Annotated in this window: 19 protein-coding genes; 16 read left to right on the top strand and 3 right to left on the bottom strand. The window is 73.2% G+C overall.

Annotated elements, in window-relative coordinates:
* Positions 1-174: 174 nt before the first annotated feature.
* From recN to G7Z13_RS07340, 3 genes are all read left to right on the top strand, one after another.
* On the top strand, positions 175-1,923 hold the full coding sequence (recN, locus tag G7Z13_RS07350) for a DNA repair protein RecN (RefSeq protein WP_206313021.1): 1,749 nt from the start codon (positions 175-177) through the stop codon (positions 1,921-1,923).
* A 109-nt stretch (positions 1,924-2,032) separates the two neighbouring features.
* Positions 2,033-2,773 carry a hypothetical protein gene (locus G7Z13_RS07345; RefSeq protein WP_165997173.1) on the top strand — a complete coding sequence of 247 codons (741 nt, stop codon included), beginning with the start codon at positions 2,033-2,035 and terminating at the stop codon, positions 2,771-2,773.
* Between the two features lie 297 nt (positions 2,774-3,070).
* Positions 3,071-4,207 (top strand): glycosyltransferase family 4 protein, encoded by a 1,137-nt coding sequence (locus G7Z13_RS07340; protein WP_165997171.1) that lies wholly within the window; start codon positions 3,071-3,073, stop codon positions 4,205-4,207.
* A gap of 146 nt (positions 4,208-4,353) precedes the next feature.
* On the opposite strand, the gene G7Z13_RS07335 is transcribed toward G7Z13_RS07340, so the two are convergent.
* On the bottom strand, positions 4,354-6,054 hold the full coding sequence (locus tag G7Z13_RS07335) for a PucR family transcriptional regulator (RefSeq protein WP_165997170.1): 1,701 nt from the start codon (positions 6,052-6,054) through the stop codon (positions 4,354-4,356).
* Between the two features lie 223 nt (positions 6,055-6,277).
* Here G7Z13_RS07335 and G7Z13_RS07330 point away from each other — a divergent pair, with 223 nt between their 5' ends.
* Both G7Z13_RS07330 and G7Z13_RS07325 read left to right on the top strand, forming a co-directional pair.
* The gene (locus G7Z13_RS07330; protein ID WP_206313020.1) at positions 6,278-7,828 is read left to right on the top strand and encodes an APC family permease; all 1,551 of its coding nucleotides are present in this window, start codon (positions 6,278-6,280) and stop codon (positions 7,826-7,828) included.
* An 11-nt stretch (positions 7,829-7,839) separates the two neighbouring features.
* Positions 7,840-9,453, top strand: a complete 1,614-nt coding sequence (locus G7Z13_RS07325; RefSeq protein ID WP_165997169.1) for an NAD(P)/FAD-dependent oxidoreductase — start codon at positions 7,840-7,842, stop codon at positions 9,451-9,453.
* 13 nt (positions 9,454-9,466) lie between these two features.
* On the opposite strand, the gene G7Z13_RS07320 is transcribed toward G7Z13_RS07325, so the two are convergent.
* Together G7Z13_RS07320 and G7Z13_RS07315 are read right to left on the bottom strand one after the other, a co-directional pair.
* A complete protein-coding gene (locus G7Z13_RS07320) occupies positions 9,467-10,849 on the bottom strand; it encodes an FAD-binding oxidoreductase (protein WP_165997167.1) in 1,383 nt (460 codons plus the stop codon).
* 70 nt (positions 10,850-10,919) lie between these two features.
* On the bottom strand, positions 10,920-12,722 hold the full coding sequence (locus G7Z13_RS07315; RefSeq protein WP_165997166.1) for a glycoside hydrolase family 15 protein: 1,803 nt from the start codon (positions 12,720-12,722) through the stop codon (positions 10,920-10,922).
* Between the two features lie 519 nt (positions 12,723-13,241).
* Here G7Z13_RS07315 and G7Z13_RS07310 point away from each other — a divergent pair.
* From G7Z13_RS07310 to G7Z13_RS07260, 11 genes are all read left to right on the top strand, one after another.
* Positions 13,242-14,900 carry a CTP synthase gene (locus G7Z13_RS07310; protein ID WP_165997165.1) on the top strand — a complete coding sequence of 553 codons (1,659 nt, stop codon included), beginning with the start codon at positions 13,242-13,244 and terminating at the stop codon, positions 14,898-14,900.
* Positions 14,901-14,997: 97 nt separating this feature from the next.
* A complete protein-coding gene (locus G7Z13_RS07305) occupies positions 14,998-15,624 on the top strand; it encodes an NUDIX hydrolase (protein ID WP_165997163.1) in 627 nt (208 codons plus the stop codon).
* A 343-nt stretch (positions 15,625-15,967) separates the two neighbouring features.
* On the top strand, positions 15,968-18,055 hold the full coding sequence (locus G7Z13_RS07300) for a tetratricopeptide repeat protein (protein WP_165997162.1): 2,088 nt from the start codon (positions 15,968-15,970) through the stop codon (positions 18,053-18,055).
* Between the two features lie 133 nt (positions 18,056-18,188).
* The gene (ald, locus tag G7Z13_RS07295; RefSeq protein ID WP_206313019.1) at positions 18,189-19,313 is read left to right on the top strand and encodes an alanine dehydrogenase; all 1,125 of its coding nucleotides are present in this window, start codon (positions 18,189-18,191) and stop codon (positions 19,311-19,313) included.
* Between the two features lie 402 nt (positions 19,314-19,715).
* Positions 19,716-20,852, top strand: a complete 1,137-nt coding sequence (locus G7Z13_RS07290; RefSeq protein WP_165997161.1) for a ParA family protein — start codon at positions 19,716-19,718, stop codon at positions 20,850-20,852.
* The gene (locus tag G7Z13_RS07285) at positions 20,837-21,400 is read left to right on the top strand and encodes a hypothetical protein (RefSeq protein WP_165997160.1); all 564 of its coding nucleotides are present in this window, start codon (positions 20,837-20,839) and stop codon (positions 21,398-21,400) included. The genes G7Z13_RS07290 and G7Z13_RS07285 overlap by 16 nt, the downstream gene beginning before the upstream one ends.
* A gap of 18 nt (positions 21,401-21,418) precedes the next feature.
* The gene (locus G7Z13_RS07280) at positions 21,419-22,480 is read left to right on the top strand and encodes a segregation/condensation protein A (RefSeq protein ID WP_165997158.1); all 1,062 of its coding nucleotides are present in this window, start codon (positions 21,419-21,421) and stop codon (positions 22,478-22,480) included.
* Positions 22,477-23,139, top strand: a complete 663-nt coding sequence (scpB, locus tag G7Z13_RS07275; RefSeq protein ID WP_165997157.1) for an SMC-Scp complex subunit ScpB — start codon at positions 22,477-22,479, stop codon at positions 23,137-23,139. The genes G7Z13_RS07280 and scpB overlap by 4 nt, the downstream gene beginning before the upstream one ends.
* Positions 23,139-24,188: a pseudouridine synthase gene (locus G7Z13_RS07270; RefSeq protein ID WP_165997156.1), complete on the top strand. Its 1,050-nt coding sequence runs from the start codon at positions 23,139-23,141 to the stop codon at positions 24,186-24,188. The genes scpB and G7Z13_RS07270 overlap by 1 nt, the downstream gene beginning before the upstream one ends.
* 216 nt (positions 24,189-24,404) lie before the next feature.
* Positions 24,405-24,767, top strand: coding sequence for a chorismate mutase (gene aroH / locus G7Z13_RS07265; RefSeq protein WP_165997154.1), 363 nt, complete (start codon positions 24,405-24,407; stop codon positions 24,765-24,767).
* Positions 24,764-25,849, top strand: a complete 1,086-nt coding sequence (locus G7Z13_RS07260) for a prephenate dehydrogenase (RefSeq protein ID WP_165997153.1) — start codon at positions 24,764-24,766, stop codon at positions 25,847-25,849. The genes aroH and G7Z13_RS07260 overlap by 4 nt, the downstream gene beginning before the upstream one ends.
* Positions 25,850-25,940: the final 91 nt, after the last annotated feature.

Raw genomic sequence — 25,940 nt, 5'->3', positions numbered from 1 at the left:
CTCACTGGCGGGGCTTCGCACCGGTCGACGGGCGCCATCCGGGAGGGTGGTTCTTCGCCGCCGGCGGGCGCGGGTCGTTCGTGGCTGGTCGCGCAGCTCCCCGCGCCCCCGAGGCGGGGCCGCTCACGAGGGTGACAAGGGTGGGGCGGTCGCACGCGCGGACACAGACCTCGTATGGTCTTGTCCGTGTTGGAGGAGATGCGGATACGGTCGCTCGGAGTCATCGACGACGCCGTGGTCGAGCTGTCGCCCGGGTTCACCGCTGTCACGGGTGAGACGGGCGCGGGCAAGACCATGGTGGTCACCAGCCTGGGCCTGCTGCTCGGTGGACGGGCGGACCCGGCGTTGGTGCGGATCGGGGCCGAGAAAGCGGTCGTCGAGGGGCGGATCGCGCTGCCCGGCGACGCCTCCGTGGCGCTGCGCGCCGAGGAGGCCGGGGCCGAGCTCGACGACGGGGCGCTGCTGGTCAGCCGTACCGTCTCCGCCGAAGGACGGTCCCGGGCGCATCTGGGCGGGCGGTCCGTGCCGGTGGGGCTGCTGGCGGAGCTGGCCGACGAGCTGGTGGCCGTGCACGGGCAGACCGACCAGCAGGGGCTGCTGAAGCAGTCCCGGCAGCGCCAGGCGCTCGACCGGTACGCCGGGGACGCGGTCGCCGTGCCGCTCGCCAAGTACGGCGAGGCCTACAAGCGGCTGCGGGCCGTCTCCGCCGAGCTGGAGGAGATCACCACGCGCGCGCGTGAGCGGGCCCAGGAGGCCGACATGCTGCGCTACGGCCTCGACGAGATCGCCGCCGTGGAGCCGCGCGCCGGGGAGGACGCCGAGCTGGCCGAGGAGGCCGAGCGGCTGGGGCACGCCGAGGCGCTGGCGTCCGCCGCCGCGGCCGCCCACGCCGCCCTGGCGGGCAATCCGGAGGACCCCGAGGGGGTCGACGCCTCGACGCTGGTCGCGGGCGCCCACCGGGCCCTGGAGGCCGTACGGTCGCACGACCCGGCGCTGGCGGCGCTCGCCGAGCGGATCGGGGAGATCGGCATCCTGCTGGGCGACGTGGCCGGGGAGCTGGCCGGGTACGCCGACGACCTGGACGCCGATCCGCTGCGGCTCGCGGCCGTCGAGGAGCGGCGGGCCGCGCTGGGCGCGCTGACCCGCAAGTACGGCGAGGACGTCGCCGCCGTGCTCGCCTGGGCCGAGCGGGCCGCCGCCCGGCTGACCGAGCTGGACGGCGACGACACGCGCATCGAGGAGCTGACCGCCGAGCGGGACGCGCTGCGCGCCGAACTCGGCGACCTCGCGCAGGCGCTCACGGACGCGCGCACCGAGGCCGCCGAGCGGTTCGCCGCGGCGGTCACCGCCGAACTGGCCTCGCTCGCCATGCCGCACGCGCGGGTGTCGTTCGCCATCCGGCAGACCGAGGACCCCGAGGGCGTCGAGGTCGGCGGGCGGACCGTCGCGTACGGGCCGAGCGGTGTCGACGAGGTCGAGCTGCTGCTCGCGCCCCATCCGGGGGCGCCGCCGCGGCCCATCGCCAAGGGCGCCTCCGGAGGTGAGCTGTCCCGGGTGATGCTCGCCGTGGAGGTCGTGTTCGCGGGCACCGATCCGGTGCCGACCTATCTCTTCGACGAGGTGGACGCCGGGGTCGGCGGCAAGGCCGCGGTGGAGATCGGGCGGCGCCTCGCGCGGCTGGCGAAGACCGCGCAGGTGGTCGTCGTGACGCATCTGCCGCAGGTCGCGGCGTTCGCCGACCGGCAGCTGCTGGTGGAGAAGACGAACGACGGGTCGGTGACGCGGTCCGGGGTGAAGGTGCTGGAGGGCGAGGAGCGGATCCGGGAGCTGTCCCGGATGCTGGCCGGGCAGGAGGACTCCGAGACCGCCCGGGCGCACGCGGAGGAGCTGCTGGCGGCGGCCCGCGCGGACGCCGCCGGGTAGCCCCCCGGCCGCTCGCCGCCTCCACGGGGTGTCCCGTCGATCGGGCCGGTTACGGATCAGTGCCGGGAGCCCGTCATGACCGGCGAGGACACACCCTTAGGGTGACCGGATGATCGTCTCGATGGGAATCTCCGGTCTCCTCACCCGCGCCGCCACCGCCGCCCTGCGCGCCCTCGCCCCCGGCGGCCACGGCCGCTGGCAGCGCGAGAACTTCGCCGGCCGCACCGTCGAGCTGTACGCCGGTCCGGCGGCCGCCCTGGCCACCGCGGTCGCGGCCGGGCGGGTGCGCCCCGCCGCCGGGGTCGCCGTGGCGGTCGCGGGGGCCTGCGGGGCGTACGACGACTTCGCCGGGCCCGGCGACCCGCGGCGCGGGTTCCGCGCGCACCTGGCCGCCCTGCGGGACGGCGAGGTGACCAGCGGCGCCGTCAAGCTGTTCGGGATCTGTGCCGCCGGGCTGCTCGCGGGGGCGCGGATGAGGGAGCGGCCGGTGGACAAGGTGCTGGCGGGGGTGGTGATCGCCGGGGCCGCGCACGCCGTGAACCTCGTCGACGTGCGGCCGGGGCGGGCCGCCGGCGCCGTACTCGCCCTCGGGGCGCCGGGGCTGCTGCGCGAGGGGCCGGCGGCGGAGCTGGCCGCCGCCGCGGTGGGGGCCGCGGGCGCCGTACTGCCGGACGACCTCGGCCGGCGGGCGATGATCGGCGACGCCGGGGCGCACGCCCTGGGCGCGGCGCTCGGGGCGGCCGTGGTCGCGGGCACCGGACGCGTGGGGCTGGCCGCGCACGCCGGCGCGGTGGTGGCCGCCGCCGTGTGCGGGGAGCGGGTGAGCGCGCTCGCGGGCGCGCGGGGGTGAGCCGCCGGGCCCGATGTGCGGGGCGCCGGTTGCTCGGTGGGGACCGGGTCACGGGTGAGGGGCGTCAGGTCACTCCCGCGGCTCGCCGGTTCACTCGTGTGGGGGGTGTCAGGCGTCGTGTTGCCCTGCGCGCGGGCGGCGCAAGGGTGTGCGGCGTTCCCGGAACGGGCGTACGGACTGGCATCCTTGGCGGAGTACGGGGAGGTCGCCGTGCGGTACACCCCCTCCGCACGACCTTTCTGTACGTTTCTCCGTGACCGTCGTGACCGATCGACGCCGAAGCAGGAGCCGGGCCACGTGACCCCCGTGAGCAGCCACTCACCGCACGGCCAGTCGTCGCTGCGCACCGTGCAGGTGCTGGGCGGCGGCAACGCCGGCAGCAGCGCCCATGTGCGGTCGCTGGCCGCGGGGCTCGTCGCGCGGGGCGTGCGGGTCACCGTGTGCGCCCCCGAGGAGGCCGATCACGCCTACGACTTCACCGGGGCCGGCGCCGAGCACGTCCACGTGCCGCGCAGCAGCGACCCCGTCTCCGTGGCCGCGCTGCGGGCCGCCTGCGCCGACGCGGACCTGGTGCACGCGCACGGACTGCACGCCTCCTTCCGCGCGGCGCTCGCGCTCAGCGGCAAACGCATCCCCCTGGTCGTCACCTGGCACAACCGGGCCCACGCCGAGGGCGCGCGCGGGCATCTGCTGCGGATCCTGGAGCGGCGGGTGGCGAAGGCCGCCGCCGTCGTGCTCGGCACCAGCTCGGACCTCGTGGACCGGGCGCGCCGCACGGGCGCGCGCGACGCGCGGCTCGCCGCCGTCGCCCTGCCGGGCCCGCGGACGCCCGCCGAGCGCGGCGACCCGGACCGGCAGCGGTCCAAGGTGCGGGCCGAACTCGGCGCCATCGGGCGGCCGTTGCTGCTCGCCGTCGGCGCACTGGACCAGCAGCGCGGGTACGACCTGCTGCTGGACGCCGCGCGGTCGTGGCGGGAGCTGGATCCCGCACCGGTCGTCGTGGTCGCGGGGGAGGGGCCGCTGCGGGCACGCCTGCAGAGCCGGATCGACAGCGAGCGGCTGCCCGTGCGGCTCGTGGGACGGCGGAACGACGTCGGCGCGCTGCTCGGGGCGGCCGACCTGGCCCTGCTGCCGGGCTGCCGGGAGTCGCGGTCCCTGCTCGCCCAGGAGGCCCTCTACGCGCGCGTGCCCCTGGTGGCGACCGCCGTCGCCGGCGTCCCCGAACTGGTCGGCGACGCGGCCGAACTGGTCCCGCCCGGCGAGGCCGAGGCCTTCGCCGCGGCCGTCGTACGCCTCCTCGCCGACCCGGAACGCCGCGCGGTGCTGCGCGAGCGGGGCGTACGCCAGGCGGCGACCTGGCCGACGGAGGACGAGACGGTCGCCCAGGTGCTGAGCGTGTACGACGAGTTGACGCAGCCTCAGCCGTTGCTCTGAGGGGGCGGACGGGGCGGGACGGGCGGGGCTGAGTCGGCCGGCGTCACGGTGACCCGGTGGCGGGGTGCCGGTGCCGCTCGCGCGCCGGGGCCGTTGGCGGGCCGAGGCCGCCGAGCACGGGCGGCGGCCCGTCGGAGCGGGGCCGCTCAGCCGGCCCGCGGTGACGCCCGGCCCACGTGCCGGCGGGCGCGCAGGGCCAGGGAGAGGGCCAGGACCGCCTGGGGGTCGTCCAGGTCGGTGCCCAGGAGTTCGCCGATGCGGGCCAGGCGGTTGTAGAGGGTCTGACGGTTCAGGTGCAGTTCGCGGGCCGTCTCCGCCTTGCGGCCGGCATGGGCCAGGTAGGTCTCCAGGGTGGGCAGCAGCGGAGGACGGGAGCGGCGGTCGTGGTCGCGGACGGGCCCGATGGCCCGGTCCACGAAGGCGGCCAGGTCGGGGTGGTCGCGCAGCCGCCACAGCAGCAGGTCGATGTCGAGGCGCCGGGCGTCGTACCAGGGGCGGTCGCTCAGGCCCTGTGCCGCGGTGGCGGTCTCCGCCGCGTGCCGCAGCCCGGCGGAGGCCGCGGCCCAGCCGCCCGCGACCCCGACCACCACCACGGGCGGCGGCGCGCCCGGCCGCTGGATCCCGGCCCGTTCCACGCCCGCGCGCAGCGCCGCGGCGACCCGGTCGGCGACGGCCGCGCGCTCCGACTCCGAGCGCAGTCCCAGCAGCAGGGGCACCCGGCCCTCGACCGGCCGGACGCCCAGCAGCACCGGTACGCCCACCGCCGCCAGCTCCTCGGCGACCGCGCGGGCGAGGACCGCCCAGCCTCCCCCGCTCTCGGCCACGCTCGCGCGGGCGGTGCCCCCGGCCGGCGCGAGCGTGTCGCCGAGCCGCATCACCACCGGCAGCAGCGGGCTGTCGCCCGGCTTGAAGCCGAGGACGCGGGCCTGGGCCGGGGCGTCCTCCGGAGTGATCCGGCCCTCGGCGAGGTCGGTGAGGAAGTCGCCGCGTCCGCGCGCGGCCAGCTCCTCCTCCTGGCGGGCCTGCATCAGCACGACGGCGAGGATGCCCGCGGCCCGCTCGGCGGCGATCCGGTGCACGGGCGCGAGCGGGCCCCGCACCGGCAGCAGCACCAGGCGGGCGCGGACCGAGCCCGCGCCGGGGCCGCCGCCCGGCACGTCCACGAGGACCGAACCGGCGGGCGGCGGGGCGTCCTTGTGCGGGCCGCGCAGGCCCTCCCACACCTGGAGCGGGTCGGCGCCCTCGGGCCCGGCGCCCGCCGCGTACAGCAGCTGCCCGTCGAAGGTCTCCAGGAACACCGGATTGGCGCCGAAGTCGGCGAGGATGCCGAGGACCTGGGGGATCCCGCCCCCGCCGAGCAGCGCCTCGGTGCAGCGGCGGTGCACCTCCTCGGCGCGCTGGAGCAGGGCGTAGTGGCCGTTGACGATCTCGGTGTGGATCTCCTCGGTGACCGTCACGAACGGCACCTCGCGGTGCAGCTGGACCAGCGGCAGACCGGCCGCGCGGGCGGTGTCGACGAGGGCGGCGGGCAGCCGGGTGAAGCGCGGGCCCAGCTCGACCACCAGGGCGGCGATGCCGCGCTCGGCGAGGGTGCGGACGAAGGCGCGCTGTTCGGCGGGGCGGGTGCCGAGGCCGTAGCCCGTGGTCAGCAGCAGTTCGCCGCCCTTGAGCAGGGAGGCGATGTTCGGTACCTCGCCCGCGTGCACCCAGCGCACGGTGCGCTGCAACCGGTCCCCGCCTGCCAGCACCTCGGGCAGGCCGCTGCGCAGGCCCGGCAGCTCCAGGGCCCGCTGCACGGTGATGCCGGCGTCCTGGCTGTCGAATCGTCGGTCCGTACGGCTGTCCATGCAGCGGACGCTACCGGCGCGCGTGTTCCGGCGACATCTCCGGACGGTTACGGCGACGATCACCGGGCGCCGCGGCACGACAATGCGTCGCCCCCGGCGCCGGATTGTGAGACCGCCTGTCTGTTGTGGTGTGCGTCACTCCGCCGCAACACTGACGCATTCGCAGGGGAACGGCCGAGCGAACTACGGATTTCGTTGTCACGGTTCTGTGAGAGGGGCGGGAATGGCAGAAACACCCACGCTGGAGCACACACCCACACGCGAGGTACACCGGCTGAAGGCGAACTCCGTGGGCCTGGTGGGCGTGGTGTTCATGGCGGTGGCGACCGCCGCGCCGATCACCGCGATGACCGGCAACCTGCCCATCGCGGTCGGCTTCGGCAACGGCACGGGCGCGCCGGCCGGCTACCTCTTCGCCACCCTGGTCCTGACGGTGTTCTCCGTCGGCTATGTCGCCATGGCCCGCCGGATCACCGCCGCGGGCGCCTTCTACGGCTACATCTCGCACGGCCTGGGCCGCATCACCGGCATGGCTTCCGGGATGCTCGCGGTGCTCGCGTACATCGTCTTCGAGGCGTCCATCGTCGGGGTCTTCTCCTACTTCGCGCAGACCACCGTCGAGGACCAGCTCGGCCTCGACCTGCCGTGGATCGTGTACGCCGCGGCGATGCTGCTGGTGACGGCCGTGCTGTCGTACTTCGACATCAACCTGACGGCGAAGGCGCTCGGCGTGATGCTGGTCGCCGAGATCGCCGTGCTCTTCGCGGTCGCCACCGCGGTCCTCCTCAAGGGCGGCGGCCCCGACGGCATCCCCGTCGAGCCGGTCAACCCGGCGAACGCCTTCACCGGGACCTCCGCCGGACTCGGCCTGTTCTTCGCCTTCTGGTCGTGGGTCGGCTTCGAGTCGACGGCGATGTACGGCGAGGAGTCCCGCGACCCCAAGCGCGTCATCCCCCGCGCCACCCTGATCTCCGTGGTCGGCGTCGGCCTGTTCTACATCTACGTCTCCTGGATGACCATCGCCGGCAACGGGCTGAAGGGCTCGGTCGAGGTCTCCTCCGGCACGAGCCCGCTCGACCTGTTCTTCGACCCGGCGCACGCCTACATCGGCGCCTGGGCGGTCGACGCCTTCCAGTGGCTGCTGATCACCGGGTCCTTCGCCTGCGGCATGGCCTTCCACCAGTGCGCGGCCCGCTACCTCTACGCCATCGGTCGCGAGGGCTTCCTGCACCCGGCGCTCGGCCGCACCCACGTCCGCCACGGTTCGCCGTACGTCGCCTCCTTCGCGCAGTCGGTCATCGCGGTGGCGCTGGTCGGCGCGTTCTGGGCGACCGGGCAGGACCCGTACATCCACCTGTACACCCTGCTCGCGATCCTCGGCACGATGGCGATCCTCATCGTGCAGACCCTGTGCTCGTTCGCGGTCATCGGCTACTTCCGCCGCAACCACCCCGAGGACCGGCACTGGTTCCGCACCCTCACCGCCCCGCTGCTCGGCGGCATCGGCATGATCGCCGTCGTGGGGCTGCTGGTGGCCAACCTGGACACCGCGGCCGGGACGGCGGCCGGCTCCCTGCTCTTCCGGGCCATCCCGTGGATCGTCGGGCTGGTCTTCTTCGGCGGCCTCGGGCTCGGGCTGTATCTGCGGGCCCGCAAGCCGGAACGCTACGAGATCATCGGCCGGATCGTCCTGGAGGACGCGGCCGAGCGCACGGACGACGGCGGCGCCGGCGACGACGCCGACGCCGCCGAGGAAGCACCCGCCACCGTCTGAGGAGCCGCACCATGTCCCGTACGCATGCCCTGCACGTCCTGCGTTCCCTCACCGCCGACCACGCCGCCGCGCACGCGCTGGGCGTGCCGGTCGAGGAGGCGGCCCGGCTGCGGCGCCGGTCCGTCCTGAAGGGCGCCGCGGCCCTCGCCGCCACCGCCACCGCCGCCACCGCCGTCACGGCCGCGCCCGCGGCGGCCGCGACCGCCGCCGCGCCCCGGATCGCCGTGGTCGGCGCCGGCCTCGCCGGACTCACCGCGGCGCTCACCCTCCACGACGCCGGACTGCGCTGCACCCTCTACGAGGCGCACCCCGGCCGGGTCGGCGGTCGCGTGTACACCCAGCGCGACCACTGGGCGTACGGCCAGACCTCGGAGATCGGCGGCGAGCTGATCGACACCAGCCACAAGAAGATGCTGGAACTGTGCCGCCGCTTCTCGCTGCCGGTCGAGGACTTCCTCGGCGGCGGACCCAACGGCGCCGAGGAAGTGCTGTGGTTCCACGGCGAGTACTACCCGCGCGAGCACGCCAACGAGGACTTCAAGGCGGTCTACCAGGCCATGCACCGCGACCTGATCGAGGCGGGGGAGGTGAAGTGGAACCGGACGACCCCGACGGGGACCGCCCTGGACACCCTGTCGATACACGACTGGATCGAGACCCGGGTGCCCGGCGGCCACGACTCCCCGCTCGGCCGGTTCATCGACGTCGCCTACACCGTCGAGTACGGCGCCGACACCACCGAGCAGTCCTCGCTCGCCCTGGTGCTGCTGATGGGCTACCAGACCAATCCCGGCGACTTCAACATCTGGGGCCTGTCCAACGAGCGCTACCACATCACCGGCGGCAACGACCGCCTCCCGCGCGCCATCGCCGGCCACCTGCCCGACGGCACCATCCGGCACGGCTGGGCGCTGCAGGCCGTACGGGCCAACGCCGACGGCACCCAGACCCTGACGTTCGCCGAGGCGGGCGCCACCCGCACGGTCACCGCCGACCACACGATCCTGTGCGTGCCGCTGCCCGTGCTCAAGCAGCTCGACCTGAGCCGGGCCGGGTTCGACAGCCGGATGACCAGCCTGCTGAGAGACGCCCGCATGGGCCACTGCACCAAGCTCAACCTGCAGTCCTCGACCCGCCCCTGGCGCGGCAGGGGAGCCTGGCCCGGCGTGTCCGCCGGGGACTGCTTCACCGACCTTCCGGTGCAGCAGACCTGGGACACCACCAAGATCCAGCCGGGCACGGGCGGCATCCTCATCCAGTACCACGGCGGCCGCCTCGCCCGCGCGCTCGCGCCCGCCGGACCCTTCTCCACCGAGAGCGACCCGTACGTGGCGCGGCTCGCGGCGTCCCACACCCGGCAGATCGACACCTTCTTCCCCGGCACCTCGGCCGCCTGGACCGGCAGGGCCCAGCTGTCGGCCTGGCACCTGAACCCGTACGCCCAGGGCGCCTACTCCTACTGGCCGGTGGGCTATCTGCACCGGTACGCGGGCTACGAGGGCACCCCGCAGGGCAACATCCACATCGGCGGCGAGCACTGCTCCTACGACTTCCAGGGGTTCATGGAAGGCGGCGCGACCGAGGGGGAGCGGGCGGCGCGGGAGGTGATCGACGCGGTGCTGTAAGGCGTGGCGCGGGTCAGGTGGGCCTGATGTTGTGGTTGAAGCGGAAGACGTTGTCCGGGTCCCAGCGGCGCTTGAGCAGGCCGAGCCGGGCGGCGTTCTGTGCGCCCAGGCCCGCCCGGACCCGGTCGGTGCCCTCGTCGCCGATGAAGTTGAGGTAGACCGCGCCGGTCGTCCAGGGACGGACCCGCTCGCGCACGGCGCGGACCCACGGGACGCACCGCCGGTCGTCGGCGGGGTCCTCCCAGATGCCGAACGGGTGCACCGCCCACGGGGAGTCCCGGTAGGGCACGGGGTACTCGGCGGGGCCGTCGGCGACGGCCCCGCCCAGCGGGAACAGGACGTGCTGGGTGCCGGTCGGCACCGGCATGGTGTCCGCGAGCGCGCAGAACACGTCCACGAAGTCGTCCGGGGCGCCCGTCAGGTACTCCGCCGACCAGTGGTTCCGCATCCCCGGCGGATCGTCGATCATGCACTGCACGTCGGCGTACGGCATCGCGCCGACGACCTCCGCCTCGTGCGGCAGGCCCAGCAGCGGCTCGGCCACCTCGCGCAGGTCCTCCTCGGCGCCCGCGTACGTCACCAGCACCGCGCACAGCAGCGTGCCGACCAGGTGCGGCGGGACGAACTCCTGCGGCGGGCCGGTGAGGTACAGCACCGCGCCGCCCGCCTCCAGCGGCCCCGACTCGATGACCTCCCGGTAGGCCCGCACCGCCTCGCGGCCCAGCTCCGGGCGGTACAGCAGCAGGGCGATGGCGAACTCGGGCAGCTCGTGCAGCCTGAGGGTGAGCGCGGTGGCGACCCCGAAGTTGCCGCCGCCGCCGTGCAGCGCCCAGAACAGGTCGGGATTCTCGTCGGCGCCGGCCCGGACCCGCTCGCCGTCGGCGGTGACCAGCTCCACGCCCAGCAGGTTGTCCACCGCGAGCCCGAAGCAGCGGTCCAGCCAGCCGCTGCCGCCGCCCAGCACGAAACCGCCGACACCGGTCGTCGAGGCCCGCCCGCCCGTGGTGGCCAGGCCGAACGGCTGGGTCGCCCGGTCGAGGTGGCTCATGGTGGCCCCGCCCTCCACCCGGACCGCGCCGGCGCCCGGATGGACCGTGACCCCGTGCATCCGGCGCAGATCCACGACCAGCCCGTTGTCGTTGAGGCCCATCCCGGCCACGCTGTGCCCGCCGCCGCGCACCGCGATGTTGAGGTCCAGCTCCCGGCCGAACCGCACCGCGCGCACCACGTCGTCCGCGTGGGCGCACTGCGCGATCACCGCCGGGCGGCGGTCGATCATGGCGTTGAAGACGGTCCGGGCCTCGTCGTAGCCGGCGTCCCCCGGTGCGAACACGTCACCGGCCAGATCCTCGCGCAGCGCGGCCAGCGCCGTGCCGGCCTTCGATCGGGAAGCCATCGCCGCCCCCTTCCGGCAACAGGGGCAAGGGGTGCTTCCAGCCTAGGCGGGCCCGGCCGGGGCGGCCCGCTCAGCCGCCGTAGGCGCCCGAGGCCGTCAGCCGCAGCGCCGTGTCGATCAGCGGGACGTGGCTGAAGGCCTGCGGGAAGTTGCCGACCTGGCGCTGCAGGCGCGGGTCCCACTCCTCGGCGAGCAGGCCCAGGTCGTTGCGGAGCGACAGCAGCTTCTCGAACAGCTTGCGGGCCTCGTCGACCCGGCCGATCATCGCGAGGTCGTCGGCCATCCAGAACGAGCACGCCAGGAAGGCGCCCTCGTCGCCGGGCAGGCCGTCGACGCCCTCGTCGTCACCCTGGGTCGGGTAGCGCAGGATGAAGCCGTCCGGGGTGGACAGCTCGCGCTGGATCGCCTCGACGGTGCCGATCACCCGCTTGTCGTCCGGCGGCAGGAAGCCCACCTGCGGGATCAGCAGCAGCGACGCGTCCAGCTCCTTCGAGCCGTACGACTGCGTGAAGGTGTTGCGCTCCTTGTCGTAGCCCTTCTCGCACACCTCGCGGTGGATGTCGTCGCGCAGTTCCTTCCAGCGCTCCAGCGGGCCGTCCGCGTCACCGGACTCGATCAGCTTGATGGTGCGGTCGACGGCGACCCACGCCATCACCTTGGAGTGCACGAAGTGGCGGCGCGGGCCGCGCACCTCCCAGATGCCCTCGTCCGGCTCCTGCCAGTGCTTCTCCAGGTAGCTGATCAGCTTCAACTGGAGCAGCGAGGCGTAGTCGCTGCGGGACAGGCCGGTCATGTGGGCCAGGTGCAGGGCCTCGGTGACCTCGCCGTACACGTCCAGCTGGAGCTGGTGCGCGGCGCCGTTGCCGACCCGGACGGGCGCCGAGTTCTCGTAGCCGGGCAGCCAGTCCAGCTCGGCCTCGCCCAGCTCGCGCTCGCCCGCGATGCCGTACATGATCTGCAGGTTCTCCGGGTCGCCCGCGACCGCCCGCAGCAGCCACTCGCGCCAGGCGCGGGCCTCCTCGCGGTAGCCGGTGCGCAGCAGCGAGGACAGGGTGATCGCCGCGTCCCGCAGCCAGGTGTAGCGGTAGTCCCAGTTGCGCACGCCGCCGATGTCCTCCGGCAGGGAGGTCGTCGGGGCGGCGACGATGCCGCCGGTCGGGGCGTACGTCAGCGCCTTCAGCGTGATCAGGGAGCGGATCACCGGCTCCCGGTAGGGGCCGTGGTACGTGCAGTGCTCCACCCACTCGCGCCAGAACTCCTCCGTCGCCTCCAGCGACTGCTCCGGCTCCGGCAGCGGCGGCGCCTCCTTGTGGGAGGGCTGCCAGGAGATGGTGAACGCGATGCGCTCGCCGGGGGAGACCGTGAAGTCGGAGTAGGTGGTCAGCTGCTTGCCCTCGGTCTCGGCAGGGGTGTCGTACCAGACCGAGTCGGGACCGGCCACGGCCACCGTGCGGCCCTCGTGCTTGTGCACCCAGGGCACCACCCGGCCGTACGAGAACCGCATGCGCAGCGCCGACCGCATCGGGACCCGGCCGGAGACGCCCTCCACGATCCGGATCAGCTGGGGCGCGCCGTCACGCGGCGGCATGAAGTCGATCACCCGGACCGTGCCGCGCAGGGTGTCCCACTCGGACTCGAGGATCAGCGAGTCGCCGCGGTAGCTGCGCCGGGCCGCGGTGGGCGGCTCGGTGTCCGCGGGGTGCGAGGGGCCGATCCGCCAGAAGCCGTGTTCCTCGGTGCCCAGCAGACCGGCGAAGATGGCGTGCGAGTCGAAGCGGGGCAGGCACAGCCAGTCGACTGTGCCGTCCCGGCAGACCAGGGCAGCGGTCTGCATGTCTCCGATGAGTGCGTAGTCTTCGATGCGCCCGGCCACGTGCTAACTCCAGTCGAACGGCCACGTAGCCCCGAACAGAGGGGGCTTTCGCTAGTGCGGTCAAGGGGTCGTTGTAGTGCGTCGTTGATCAGTGAAGCAAAACCGTCGCCGAGCCGTTGACGCCGGACGACAGTCGTCACTCAACGATCTGACGAGCTCTCGTTGTTCCGGTTTCTTACGGGCGGGGGTGGTGCCGTTCGGCCGGCGGGCTCGGCAGCGAGTGTCCGAGCAGGATACGACGCACGTAGATGATCTGCGTGCCGCTCCCGGCAACCCGCTTGCGCCGAACGAGTGAGCAGTGGGTGAGGAACGGGTGAGCGGTTCACGTCCGTGGCGGGGCGTGCGCAGAGCGTCGCCGGGCGCCATCCCGCCGCGGCGCTGATACCCTGGTAGCCCGTGGACCGGTGGGCGTAGAACCCCCGAACCGCAGCGACGGCTCCTCCAGTAAACCCCGGTACCACCGGGCCGGGAAGCCGCACCGCACCCCCAGACCGAGACCACGGGAGCCCCCCTTTGGCCATGCCGCCCAAATCCACGACGACCAAGCACATCTTCGTCACCGGGGGTGTCGCCTCCTCGCTCGGCAAGGGCCTGACCGCCTCCAGCCTCGGGATGCTGCTGAAGGCGCGGGGCCTGCGCGTCGTCATGCAGAAGCTCGACCCGTACATCAACGTCGACCCGGGCACGATGAACCCCTTCCAGCACGGTGAGGTGTTCGTCACCAACGACGGAGCCGAGACCGACCTGGACATCGGCCACTACGAGCGGTTCCTCGACCGCGACCTGGACGGCTCCGCCAACGTCACGACGGGCCAGGTCTACTCCACGGTGATCGCCAAGGAGCGCCGCGGCGAGTACCTGGGCGACACGGTCCAGGTCATCCCGCACATCACCAACGAGATCAAGCATCGCATCCGCAGGATGGCGGCGGAGGACGTCGACGTCGTCATCACCGAGGTCGGCGGCACCGTCGGCGACATCGAGTCGCTGCCGTTCCTGGAGACCGTCCGCCAGGTCCGGCACGAGGTCGGCCGCGACAACGTCTTCGTGGTGCACATCTCCCTTCTGCCCTACATCGGCCCGTCCGGCGAGCTGAAGACCAAGCCGACCCAGCACTCCGTCGCCGCCCTGCGCAACATCGGCATCCAGCCGGACGCCATCGTGCTGCGCTGCGACCGCGAGGTGCCGACCGCCATCAAGCGCAAGATCTCGCTGATGTGCGACGTCGACGAGGCCGCCGTCGTGGCCTGCCCCGACGCCCCCTCGATCTACGACATCCCGAAGGTCGTGCACGCCGAGGGCCTGGACGCCTACGCCGTCCGCAAGCTGGACCTGCCCTTCCGTGACGTGGACTGGACGACCTGGGACGACCTGCTCGACCGCGTCCACAACCCGCGGCACGAGATCACCCTCGCGCTGGTCGGCAAGTACATCGACCTGCCCGACGCGTACCTGTCGGTGACCGAGGCGCTGCGCGCCGGCGGCTTCGCCAACCGCACCCGCGTCAAGATCAAGTGGGTCGCCTCCGACGACTGCCGCACCCCCGCCGGCGCCGCCGAGCAGCTCGGCGACGTGGACGCGATCTGCATCCCCGGCGGCTTCGGCGACCGCGGTGTCTCCGGCAAGGTCGGCGCGATCCAGTACGCCCGCGAGAACAAGATCCCGCTGCTCGGCCTCTGCCTGGGCCTGCAGTGCATCGTGATCGAGGCCGCGCGCAACCTGGCCGGCATCCCCGACGCCAACTCCACCGAGTTCGACCCGGCCACCGCCCACCCGGTGATCTCCACCATGGCCGAGCAGCTGGACATCGTGGCCGGCGAGGGCGACATGGGCGGCACCATGCGCCTGGGCATGTACCCGGCGAAGCTGGCCGAGGGCTCCATCGTGCGCGAGGTCTACGACGGCAAGGAGTACGTCGAGGAGCGGCACCGTCACCGGTACGAGGTGAACAACGCGTACCGCGCGGAGCTGGAGAAGAAGGCGGGCATCCAGTTCTCGGGCACCTCCCCGGACGGCAAGCTGGTCGAGTACGTGGAGTACCCCCGTGAGGTCCACCCGTACCTCGTGGCCACCCAGGCACACCCGGAACTGCGGTCCCGCCCGACCCGCCCGCACCCGCTGTTCGCCGGCCTGGTCAAGGCGGCGGTCGAGCGCAAGACGGCGAAGACGGGCGACTGACCCAACGGTTGTACGGTGGCCGGGGTGCGTCCTTCTCACGGGGACGCGCCCCGGCTTTTTCGGTACGACTGCTCCCGTACGTCTGGAAGGACAGGGCATGACGATCAAGGACACCGCCGAGGAGTGGGAGATCCGGGCCACGGAGACCCCCTTCGTGGGCAACAAGACCTCCGTCCGCACCGACGACGTGGTCATGCCCGACGGCACGGTGGTCCGCCGCGACTACCAGGTCCACCCCGGCTCGGTCGCCGTCCTCGCCCTCGACGACGCCGACCGCGTCCTGGTGCTGCGCCAGTACCGGCACCCGGTGCGCCACAAGCTCTGGGAGATCCCGGCCGGACTGCTGGACGTGGAGGGCGAGAACCCGCTGCACGCCGCCCAGCGCGAGCTGTACGAGGAGGCACACGTCAAGGCCGAGGACTGGCGGGTGCTGACCGACGTCTACACCACGCCCGGCGGCTGCGACGAGGCCGTGCGCATCTTCCTCGCCCGCGAACTGTCCGAGGCCGAGGGCGAGCGCTTCGAGGTCGAGCACGAAGAGGCCGACATGGAGCTGGAGCGCGTGCCGGTCGACGACCTGGTGCGCGGGGTGCTGGCCGGCGAGCTGCACAACAACTGCCTCGTCGTGGGCGTCCTCTCGCTGGTCGCCGCCCGCGCCGGACAGGGCCTGGACGCCCTGCGCCCGGCCGAGGCACCGTGGCCGGCGCGGCCGTTCGCGTCCTGACCGCACGTCGCACGTCGTCCTCACCGCACGTCGCACGTCGTCCTGACCTCACGTCCTGGCCGCACGTTCCGACCCCACGTCCCGCTGGCTACCGCCCCCCGGCCCGTCGCCCGGTCCCGCGGGCCGCTCCGGTCCGCCTCCCCGGTGTGACGATCGCCTGATCCGATCGGGGGACCTCCCCGTCGCGCTCTCCCCGGATCGTCGCAGAGCGTGAACTAGGCTCTTCGCGAGTGAGCCGAAGGGGCCTGCCCCGACGGCCGGTGAGTCGGAAAAGAGCAGGTTGGAAGGCCCGTACCGGGGTCCCGGCGGGCCGTGCGCGTGTGGTGGGACGGGAGTGTGGCCCGTGACGGATCAGGCGGTGGACACAGGCGGCGTGGAGCTGTCGGGACACACGTCGCAGGGGATCGAGTTCCTGGGCCGTACGCGGGAGCTGAAGGAACTGCTGGCGGACATCGAGCGCGCCGGACTGGACACCCTGGCCGGCCGCAAGGCGCCCCGCGCCCGGGTGCTGCTGATCGCCGGCCGGCCCGGCTCCGGCCGGACCGCGCTCGCCGAGGAACTGGTCCGGCAGGTCGCCCACCGCTACCCGGACGGGGTGCTGCGCGCCCGGCTCAGCGACCCGGACGGCACCCCCGTCCCGGTCGCCCGCGCCGCCCGCGACCTGCTCGCCGAGCTGGACCTGCCGGCCCCGGCCGGTGCCGCCGAGGACGATCTCGCGGCGGCGCTGCGCGAGGCCCTGGCCGACCGCCGGACCGTCCTGCTGCTGGACGACGCGGCCGACGCCGAGCAGGTGGACGCCCTGATTCCGGACACCCCGGAGTGCCTGGTCGTCGCCGTCTCGCAGGGGCCGCTCACCGGGATCCCCGACGTCCGCCCGTGCACCCTGGGCGGCCTGGACACCAAGTCGGCCGTGGAGCTGCTGTCCCGGCACACCGGCTCGGTGCGGATCACCGTCGACCCGCGCTCCGCCGAGCACCTGGTCGAGGAGTGCCAGGCCCAGCCCGCCGCGCTGGTCCTCGCCGGCGGCTGGCTGGCGGCCCGCCCCATGGCGGCCGTCGCCGACCTCGCCAAGCATCTGCGCGCCGAGGACGGCGAGGAGATCGCGGGCACCCCGCTCAGCCGGGTCTTCCGGCTCGTCTACGTCTCCCTGCCCGTGCCCGCCGCCCGGATACTGCGCCTGCTCGCCCTCGCCCCCGCCGGGTACGTCGACCCGCACACCGCCTCCGCGCTCGCCGGCTGCTCGGTCAGCACGGCCCGCGCCATCCTGGACGACTTCGTCGTCCGCGGCCTGCTGCACCCGGTGCGCTCACCGCTGCCGCAGTACGACGTGCCGGGCGCCCTGCACCCGCTGCTGCGCGCCCTCACCGAGGCCCACGACAAACCGGCCGAGCTCCAGCTGGCCCGGGCCCGGATGCTGGAGCGGACGGTGCGACTGCTCCAGTCCTGCCGGGCCATCACCGAGACGGACAGCCCGCACGCCCGCGCCAAGCTGCTCGGCATGCCGCGCTCGCTGCGCTTCCCCAGCCCGCGGGCGGCGGCCGACTGGCTGCGCATCCGCCGGCCCGCGCTGCTGGCCGCGGCCCGCCTCGCGGTCGCCGACGGGGAGCTGGACACCCTGGCCCGGCGGCTGCTGTCCCAGCTGGTGCGGGCCCTGGTCGCGCACTTCGGCACCCAGGCCGCCGCGGCCGACCTGTACGGCATCCACCAGCTGGTCCTGGATGTGGCCGAGCGGCAGAACCTGCCGCGGGAGCGCGCGGCGGCCCTGCTGAACCTGGCCGATCTGGACGCCCAGACCGGCCGTACAGCCGAGGCCCTGGTGCGCTACCGGGCCGCGCTGGACGCCGGGCGCGAGGCGAACGACCCGTATGCGACCGGCCGCGCGATGGAATCCGTAGGCGGTGCCCACGAGGAGCTGGGCGACTTCGACCGCGCCACCGACTGGTACGGCCGGGCGCTGGTCCAGCGCCTCGCCCGCGACGAGCGCGCCGACGCCGCCCGCCTCTACGGCCGGATCGCCGCCGCCCACACCTACGCGGGCCGCTACGGCGAGGCGGCGCGCAACTGGCGGGCGGCCGTCGCCGGCTACCGCAAGCTCGGCGATCTCGCCGCGCACGCGCGGGCGTTGAGCGAACTCGCCCGGGTGCAGGAGTACGCGGGGCGGCCCGAGGAGTCGCTGCGCACCTGCCAGGAGGCGGTGGAGTGGGCGCGCCGCGCGGAGGACGTCCGGCTGCAGGCGGCGCTGCACCTGCGGATCGCCGACACGCTGGACCGTCTCGGCGACTCGCCGGCGGCCGGACTGCACCGCAGCGCGGCCGAGCGCATGCTGGGGGAGGAGCTCCAGGAGAGCGAGCAGGAGGGTGATCCGGAAGATCCACAGCCGGAACCTGCGGCTAACGCCTGCGAAATCCGCAGTACATCCGGTGAAGATTGATGCAATGAAAGGCTAGACAGCGGGAACACCTTCATTAGACTGGCTCTGCCGCACGTTCTCCTGCGGTGTCTCCCGGTGTGCCCCTGTACATCCGGGTATGTCGCGTACCACACCCCCCTCTGAGCCAAGGACCGTGATCGACGTGAAGGTCGGCATCCCCCGCGAGGTCAAGAACAACGAGTTCCGGGTGGCCATCACCCCCGCCGGCGTGCACGAGCTGGTGCGCAACGGCCACCAGGTCGTCATCGAGCGCAACGCCGGCGTCGGCTCCTCGATCACGGACGAGGAGTACGTCGCGGCCGGTGCCGAGATCCTCGGCACCGCCGACGAGGTCTGGGCCGCCGCCGACCTGCTGCTGAAGGTCAAGGAGCCGATCGCGGAGGAGTACCACCGCCTCCGCAAGGACCAGACCCTCTTCACCTACCTGCACCTGGCCGCGTCCAAGGAGTGCACGGACGCCCTGATCGCGTCCGGCACCACCGCCATCGCCTACGAGACGGTCGAGCTGCCGAGCCGCGCCCTGCCGCTGCTCGCCCCGATGTCCGAGGTCGCGGGCCGCCTTGCCCCGCAGGTCGGCGCCTACCACCTGATGCGCGCCAACGGCGGCCGCGGTGTCCTGCCCGGCGGCGTCCCCGGCGTCACCCCGGCCAAGGCCGTGGTCATCGGCGGCGGCGTCTCCGGCTGGAACGCCACCCAGATCGCCGTCGGCATGGGCTTCGACGTGACCCTGCTGGACCGCGACATCAACAAGCTGCGCGAGGCCGACAAGATCTTCGGCACGAAGGTCAAGGCCGTCATGTCCAACTCCTTCGAGCTGGAGAAGGCCGTCCTCGACGCCGACCTCGTCATCGGCGCCGTCCTCATCCCGGGCGCCAAGGCCCCGAAGCTCGTCACCAACGAGCTGGTCTCCCGGATGAAGCCCGGAAGTGTCCTTGTCGACATCGCGATCGACCAGGGCGGCTGCTTCGAGGACTCCCGGCCGACCACGCACGCCGAGCCGACCTTCCAGGTTCACAACTCGATCTTCTACTGCGTCGCCAACATGCCCGGCGCCGTCCCGAACACCTCCACCAACGCCCTCACCAACGCCACGCTGCCGTACATCGTGTCGCTGGCCAACAACGGCTGGGTCGAGGCGCTGCGCCGTGACCCCGCGCTCGCCAAGGGTCTCAACACCCATGACGGCAAGGTCGTTTACAAGGAGGTCGCCGAGGCGCACGGCCTGGAGCACGTCGAGCTCGAGTCGCTGCTCGGCTGACCGTCGGGTTCAAGTCATCCCCAGGTAAAAGGCGATACGTCAACAGGTGTCGTCAACCGCGAGCACACGGCCGGACCTTGCCCGACAAGGTCCGGCCGCATGTGTGTATGGTCACTTTGCGAGGCTCGGTCAACTCGCCTCGAACGTATCCCTTTAACCGATTCGCACACCCGCAAAACCTGCTGTGCGACGCCCGTACGCCCTTGACAGCGGGATGTTTCATTGCCGACACATCGGGCCGGGTCCGGCGGATTGTGTTGCTGCGGACGCCCGACACGCCATAGAGTCGCCAACCGTCGGCATGGTGCCACGCTGACCTTGTCTAGAAGTTTCCTGGTCACCAAGGAGGTAAGACGACTTGTGAATGAGTCGACATTTTCTCCCGGGGGTGGTCAACCAGGAATGCCTACGCGGGGTCAGGGCCCCACGGGGCTCGAGGCTGTCGGCTCCGTCGCTGTCCGAACCTTCGCAGCCCACCAGAGCCAAGCCAGCCCCCACATGGCTCAGACAGCACCCCAGAGCATGGATGGCCATCACGTGAACGCCATTGCCGGCGACGGAAGTGGCGCGCCCCACAACCACTTCGCCGACTACGAGGAACTGCCCGAGGGGCACTTCTACGACCCCGACGCCGAGTACGAGCCCGACCCCGAGTACGCGGCCACGCTCGCGCCCGACGCGGCCCGCCAGCGCCGCGAGCGCATCGGCCCGACCGGGCGTCCGCTGCCGTACTTCCCGATCCCGGGCCCGCTCACCGACCACGGCCCCGCGAAGATCATCGCGATGTGCAACCAGAAGGGCGGCGTCGGCAAGACCACGTCCGCCATCAACCTGGGCGCCGCGCTCGCGGAGTACGGCCGTCGCGTGCTGCTCGTGGACTTCGACCCGCAGGGCGCGCTGTCGGTCGGACTCGGTGTCAACCCGATGGAGCTCGACCTCACGGTCTACAACCTGCTCATGGAGCGGGGCATGTCGGCCGACGAGGTGCTGCTGAAGACGGCGGTCCCCAACATGGACCTGCTGCCCAGCAACATCGACCTGTCCGCGGCCGAGGTCCAGCTGGTCTCCGAGGTCGCCCGCGAGTCGTCGCTGCAGCGGGCGCTGAAGCCCCTGCTGCCCGACTACGACTACATCGTCATCGACTGTCAGCCCTCGCTCGGCCTGCTCACGGTCAACGCGCTGACCGCCGCCCACAAGGTGATCGTGCCGCTGGAGTGCGAGTTCTTCGCCCTGCGCGGTGTGGCGCTGCTGACCGAGACCATCGAGAAGGTCCAGGAGCGGCTCAACCCGGAGCTGGAGCTCGACGGGATCCTCGCCACGATGTACGACTCGCGCACCGTGCACAGCCGGGAGGTGCTCGCGCGGGTCGTCGAGGCGTTCGACGACCACGTCTACCACACGGTCATCGGGCGCACGGTCCGCTTCCCGGAGACCACGGTCGCCGGTGAGCCGATCACCACGTACGCCTCCAACTCCGTCGGTGCCGCCGCCTACCGCCAGCTCGCCAGGGAGGTGCTCGCCCGGTGTCACGCCGAGTGAGTCTGCCGGGGGCCGACGAACTGTTCCGTACGACAGGGGGAATGGCACTCCAGCCGTCCACTCCCCGGCGCCCGGCGGGCGGCGAGCCCCGGGTGCCGGCGCCGGCCGGGGAGGGCGACGCGGCCGTCGCGGACGACGCCCCGCAGGCCGTGCCCGCTCAGGGCGGCGACGGGGACGGCGCCGAGCACATGCCCGCGGAGCCGGACCCGGCCGAGGCGGGGGAGTCCCGCAGCCGGGCCGCCGGCGCGGACCGTGCCCCCCGGCGCCAGGCGGCGCAGGAAGGTTCTGCCGCGGCCACGCCCCGCAAGCGGGGGCGGACGGCCACGCGGCGGCCGAGCGGACGCGAGCGGCACGACGAGAAGATCACCGTCTATGTCTCCGCCGAGGAGCTGATGGACCTGGAGCACGCGCGTCTCGTGCTCCGCGGCGAGCACGGGCTCGCCGTCGACCGGGGCCGGATCGTGCGCGAGGCCGTGGCCGTCGTGCTCGCCGATCTGGAGACCCGTGGGGACGCCAGCATCCTCGTACGCCGGCTGCGCGGACGGTAGCGGTAGCCTGCGGGGGCTATGACCTCGTACGACGCTCCTGGGCCCCCTTCCTCCGGCGGTGCCGGTCGTCGGCGTGCGCTGGGGAGGGGGCCGGGGGTCGCCCTGCCGGAGCCTGAGCCTGAGCAGCCGGAGCAGCTTGAGCCTGAGCCGGTCGCCGAGCCGCCGGCCGAGTCCGCGGCCCACGTCACCGAGGCCCATGTCACCGAGGCCCCCGTCACCGAGGCCCCCGCCGGGGAGGCGGAGCCGGCCGACGGTGTCTTCACGGTGCGGCTCGCCAACTTCGAGGGCCCCTTCGATCTGCTGCTCCAGCTGATCTCCCGGCACAAGCTGGACGTCACCGAGGTCGCGCTGTCCAAGGTGACCGACGAGTTCATGGCGCACATCCGGGCGATGGGCCCGGACTGGGACCTGGACCGGACGACCGAGTTCCTGGTCGTCGCTGCCACCCTGCTGGATTTGAAGGCGGCGCGGCTGCTGCCCGTCGCCGAGGTGGAGGACGAGGCGGACCTGGCGCTGCTGGAGGCCCGGGACCTGCTGTTCGCGCGGCTGCTCCAGTACCGCGCGTACAAGCGGATCGCGGACATCTTCAGCGAGCGGCTGGACGAGGAGGCCCGGCGCTACCCGCGCACCGTCGGCCTCGAACCCCAGCACGCGGAGCTGCTGCCCGAGGTGGTCATCAGCATCGGCGCGGAAGGGTTCGCGAAGCTCGCCGTCAAGGCGATGCAGCCGAAGCCGAGACCGCAGGTGTACGTCGACCACATCCACGCGCCGCTCGTCAGCGTGCAGGAGCAGGCCGGGATCGTCGTCGCCCGCCTGCGGGAGGCCGGCGAGGCCAGCTTCCGGGCGCTCGTCGCGGACACCGACGACACCCTCACCGTCGTCGCGCGCTTCCTGGCGCTGCTGGAGCTGTACCGGGAGAAGGCGGTCGCGCTGGAGCAGGAGACGGCCCTCGGGGAGCTGCTGGTGCGCTGGACCGGCGGCGACGGGGACGAGACCCCGCACGTCACCGACGAGTTCGACCGGCCGCCCGAGGAGCCCCGGGAGCCCGGGAAGCCCGGGAAGGAGAGGAAGGCCCGATGAGCGAGGACACCGTCGAACAGCTGCCGCTCAAACCGGCCCTGGAGGCCGTCCTGATGGTCGTGGACGAGCCCGCGACCGAGGAGCACCTGGCGAAGATCCTGGAGCGGCCCCGGCGCGAGGTCGCCGACGCCCTGCGGGAGCTGGCCGACGAGTACACCGCGCAGGGCCGCGGGTTCGACCTGCGGTTCGTCGCGGGCGGCTGGCGGTTCTACACCCGCGCCACGTACGCGGCCGCGGTGGAACGCCTCGTCCTGGACGGGCAGACGGCCCGGCTCACCCAGGCCGCCCTGGAGACGCTGGCCGTGGTGGCGTACCGCCAGCCGGTCAGCCGCAGCCGGGTCTCCGCCGTGCGCGGGGTCAACTGCGACGGCGTCATGCGCACCCTCCTCCAGCGCGGTCTGGTCGAGGAGGCGGGCACGGAACCCGAAACAGGTGCGATCCTGTACAGGACGACGAACTACTTCCTGGAACGAATGGGCCTGCGCGGCCTGGACGAGCTCCCGGAGCTCGCGCCCTTCCTCCCGGAGGCGGAGGCGATCGAGGCCGAGACCCAGGAAGGCGTACCGTCGTTCGACCCGGACGCGCCGGACCATGACGCGCCGGGTGCCACCCGGGGCACCCCGGGCACCGACGACGAAGACGACCAGACGGAATTTTGATGCGAAGCAGCGGCAAGAGCGGCGGGCGCGGTAACTACCGCGGAGCCGGCAACGACAGGGACCAGAAGCAGGGGCAGGGCCGCCCCCGCAAGCCCCGCCCCGAGGAGCGCCGCTACGACGTGGGCCCGGGCGCGACGAAGGACGGCCCGAAGGCCGGGCGCGGCGGCGCGGCCAAGGGCGGCCCGCAGGGCGCCAAGAAGCCCCAGCGCGGCCGTACGGCCCCGGCGCGCTCGCGGGAGTACGAGGCCCGGATCGAGGAGCGCAACCGGGAGCGGTACGCGGGCAGGAAGGACGTCAAGCTGCCCAAGACCTTCCCCGGCGCCGAGCAGGAGGGCGAGCGGCTGCAGAAGGTTCTCGCCCGCGCGGGCTACGGCTCGCGCCGCGCCTGCGAGGAGCTGATCGAGCAGGCCCGCGTCGAGGTGAACGGCGAGATCGTCCTGGAGCAGGGCAAGCGGGTCGACCCGGAGAAGGACGAGATCCGGGTGGACGGCCTGACCGTGGCCACGCAGTCGTACCAGTTCTTCTCGCTGAACAAGCCGGCCGGCGTCGTCTCCACCATGGAGGACCCGGAGGGGCGCCAGTGCCTCGGCGACTACGTCACCAACCGGGAGACCCGGCTGTTCCACGTGGGGCGCCTGGACACCGAGACCGAGGGCGTCATCCTGCTCACCAACCACGGCGAGCTGGCCCACCGGCTGACGCACCCCCGGTACGGCGTGAAGAAGACCTACCTGGCCGCGATCACCGGGCCCATCCCGCGGGACCTCGGCAAGCGGCTGAAGGACGGCATCCAGCTGGAGGACGGCTACGCCCGCGCGGACCACTTCCGGGTCGTCGAGCAGACCGGCAAGAACTACCTCGTCGAGGTGACCCTGCACGAGGGCCGCAAGCACATCGTGCGCCGCATGCTCGCCGAAGCCGGCTTCCCGGTCGAGAAGCTGGTGCGCACCGCCTTCGGCCCGATCACCCTCGGCGACCAGAAGTCGGGCTGGCTGCGGCGGCTGTCGAACACGGAGGTCGGGATGCTGATGAAGGAAGTCGACCTGTAGACCGGCTTGCCGGTGGATCACCCTCCCCTTTGTGGTCAGTAAGTCGATAAAGACGACAAAGGGGAGGGCGATCCCTGACGTCGTACCCCTGACGCCGTCCACCGGCCGGACGCGGTCGCGGCGTCTCAGGACGCGGGCGGCGAGCGCCGGGCGGCGGCGGGCTGACTAGGCTGGACGGACGCACAGCCAGTACGCACATCGACGAGGAGCAGCGCCGTGGCGGTACGAGCGGTCCGGGGGGCCGTCCAGCTGGAGCGGGACGACGCCGAGCACATGGACGCACGGGTCGGAGCCCTGCTCACCGCCGTCCTGGAGCGGAACGGCCTCACCGCCGACGACCTGATCAGCATCTGGTTCACGGCCACGCCCGACCTGCACAGCGACTTCCCGGCCGCCGCCGCCCGCAAGCTCGGCATCGTCGACGTCCCGCTGATCTGTGCCCAGGAACTCGACATCACCGGCGCCATGCCCCGCGTGGTCCGCGTCCTCGCCCACGTCGAGACCGACCGGGCCCGCGCGGACATCGACCACGTCTACCTCGGCGCCGCCGCCGCTCTGCGCAAGGACATCGCCCAGTGAGGACCGCACTCGTCATCGGCACCGGCCTCATCGGCACCTCCGCCGCCCTGGCCCTGGCCCAGCGCGGCGTCACCGTGCACCTCGAGGACCGCGACCCCGAGCAGGCCCGCACCGCCGCCGCGCTCGGCGCCGGCACCGACGAGGCGCCCGACGGGCCCGTCGACCTCGCCGTCGTCGCCGCCCCGCCCGCCCATGTCGCCGCCGTGCTCGCCGACGCCATGCGGCGCGGCGCCGCCCGCGGCTACCTCGACGTGGCCAGCGTCAAGGGCGGCCCGCGGCGCGAGCTGGAGGCGCTCGGCCTCGACCTGTCGGCGTACATCGGCACCCACCCCATGTCCGGCCGCGAGAAGTCCGGGCCGCTCGCCGCGACCGGCGACCTCTTCGAGGGCCGCCCCTGGGTGCTCACCCCCACCCCGGACACCGACACCGAGGTGCTGAACCTCGCCCTGGAACTGGTCTCGCACTGCCGGGCCGTCCCGGTGGTGATGGACGCCGACGCCCACGACCGCGCCGTCGCCCTCGTCTCGCACATGCCGCACCTGGTGTCCAGCATGGTCGCCGCGCGCCTGGAGCACGCCGAGGAGTCCGCCGTACGGCTGTGCGGGCAGGGCATCCGGGACGTGACCCGGATCGCCGCCTCCGACCCCCGGATGTGGATCGACATCCTCTCCGCGAACCCCGGGCCGGTCGCCGACCTCCTCGCGGACCTCTCCGCCGACCTCGACGAGACGGTCCGCGCGCTGCGCGCCCTCCAGTCCTTCGACGACGCCAAGCGCCGCGAGGGCGCCGCCGGCATCGAGGACGTGCTGCGGCGCGGCAACGCCGGGCAGGTCCGCGTGCCCGGCAAGCACGGCTCCGCGCCGCGCGCCTACGAGATCGTGGCCGTCCTCATCGACGACCAGCCGGGGCAGCTCGCCCGCATCTTCGCGGACGCCGGGCAGGCCGGGGTCAACATCGAGGACGTACGGATCGAGCACGCGACCGGGCAGCAGGCCGGCCTGGTCCAGCTCATGGTGGAGCCGAAGGCGGCGCCCGTCCTGACGGCGGCGCTGCGGGAGCGGGGCTGGGCCATCCGGCAGTAGCGAGGCCGCCCGGCGCCGGCGAGGGCCCGCACCCGCCTGGCCGGTGGCGGGCGGCGGGCGCTCGTCCAGATGGGGGACGTGCACCCAGTAA

It is taken from the genome of Streptomyces sp. JB150 (genome assembly GCF_011193355.1).
In the GTDB taxonomy this organism is placed as follows: Bacteria; Actinomycetota; Actinomycetes; order Streptomycetales; family Streptomycetaceae; genus Streptomyces.
This window is presented reverse-complemented; position numbering and strand designations above follow the sequence as displayed.

Bases quoted from the DNA above. Each gene is read 5' to 3' on its own strand.
- G7Z13_RS07345 (WP_165997173.1), top strand. From the start codon at position 2,033: ATGATCGTCTCGATGGGAATCTCCGGTCTCCTCACCCGCGCCGCCACC.
- G7Z13_RS07310 (WP_165997165.1), top strand. From the start codon at position 13,242: ATGCCGCCCAAATCCACGACGACCAAGCACATCTTCGTCACCGGGGGT.
- G7Z13_RS07320 (WP_165997167.1), bottom strand. From the start codon at position 10,849: ATGGCTTCCCGATCGAAGGCCGGCACGGCGCTGGCCGCGCTGCGCGAG.
- scpB (WP_165997157.1), top strand. From the start codon at position 22,477: ATGAGCGAGGACACCGTCGAACAGCTGCCGCTCAAACCGGCCCTGGAG.
- G7Z13_RS07280 (WP_165997158.1), top strand. From the start codon at position 21,419: ATGACCTCGTACGACGCTCCTGGGCCCCCTTCCTCCGGCGGTGCCGGT.
- G7Z13_RS07330 (WP_206313020.1), top strand. From the start codon at position 6,278: ATGGCAGAAACACCCACGCTGGAGCACACACCCACACGCGAGGTACAC.
- recN (WP_206313021.1), top strand. From the start codon at position 175: ATGGTCTTGTCCGTGTTGGAGGAGATGCGGATACGGTCGCTCGGAGTC.
- G7Z13_RS07305 (WP_165997163.1), top strand. From the start codon at position 14,998: ATGACGATCAAGGACACCGCCGAGGAGTGGGAGATCCGGGCCACGGAG.
- G7Z13_RS07270 (WP_165997156.1), top strand. From the start codon at position 23,139: ATGCGAAGCAGCGGCAAGAGCGGCGGGCGCGGTAACTACCGCGGAGCC.
- G7Z13_RS07290 (WP_165997161.1), top strand. From the start codon at position 19,716: ATGCCTACGCGGGGTCAGGGCCCCACGGGGCTCGAGGCTGTCGGCTCC.
- G7Z13_RS07325 (WP_165997169.1), top strand. From the start codon at position 7,840: ATGTCCCGTACGCATGCCCTGCACGTCCTGCGTTCCCTCACCGCCGAC.
- G7Z13_RS07335 (WP_165997170.1), bottom strand. From the start codon at position 6,054: ATGGACAGCCGTACGGACCGACGATTCGACAGCCAGGACGCCGGCATC.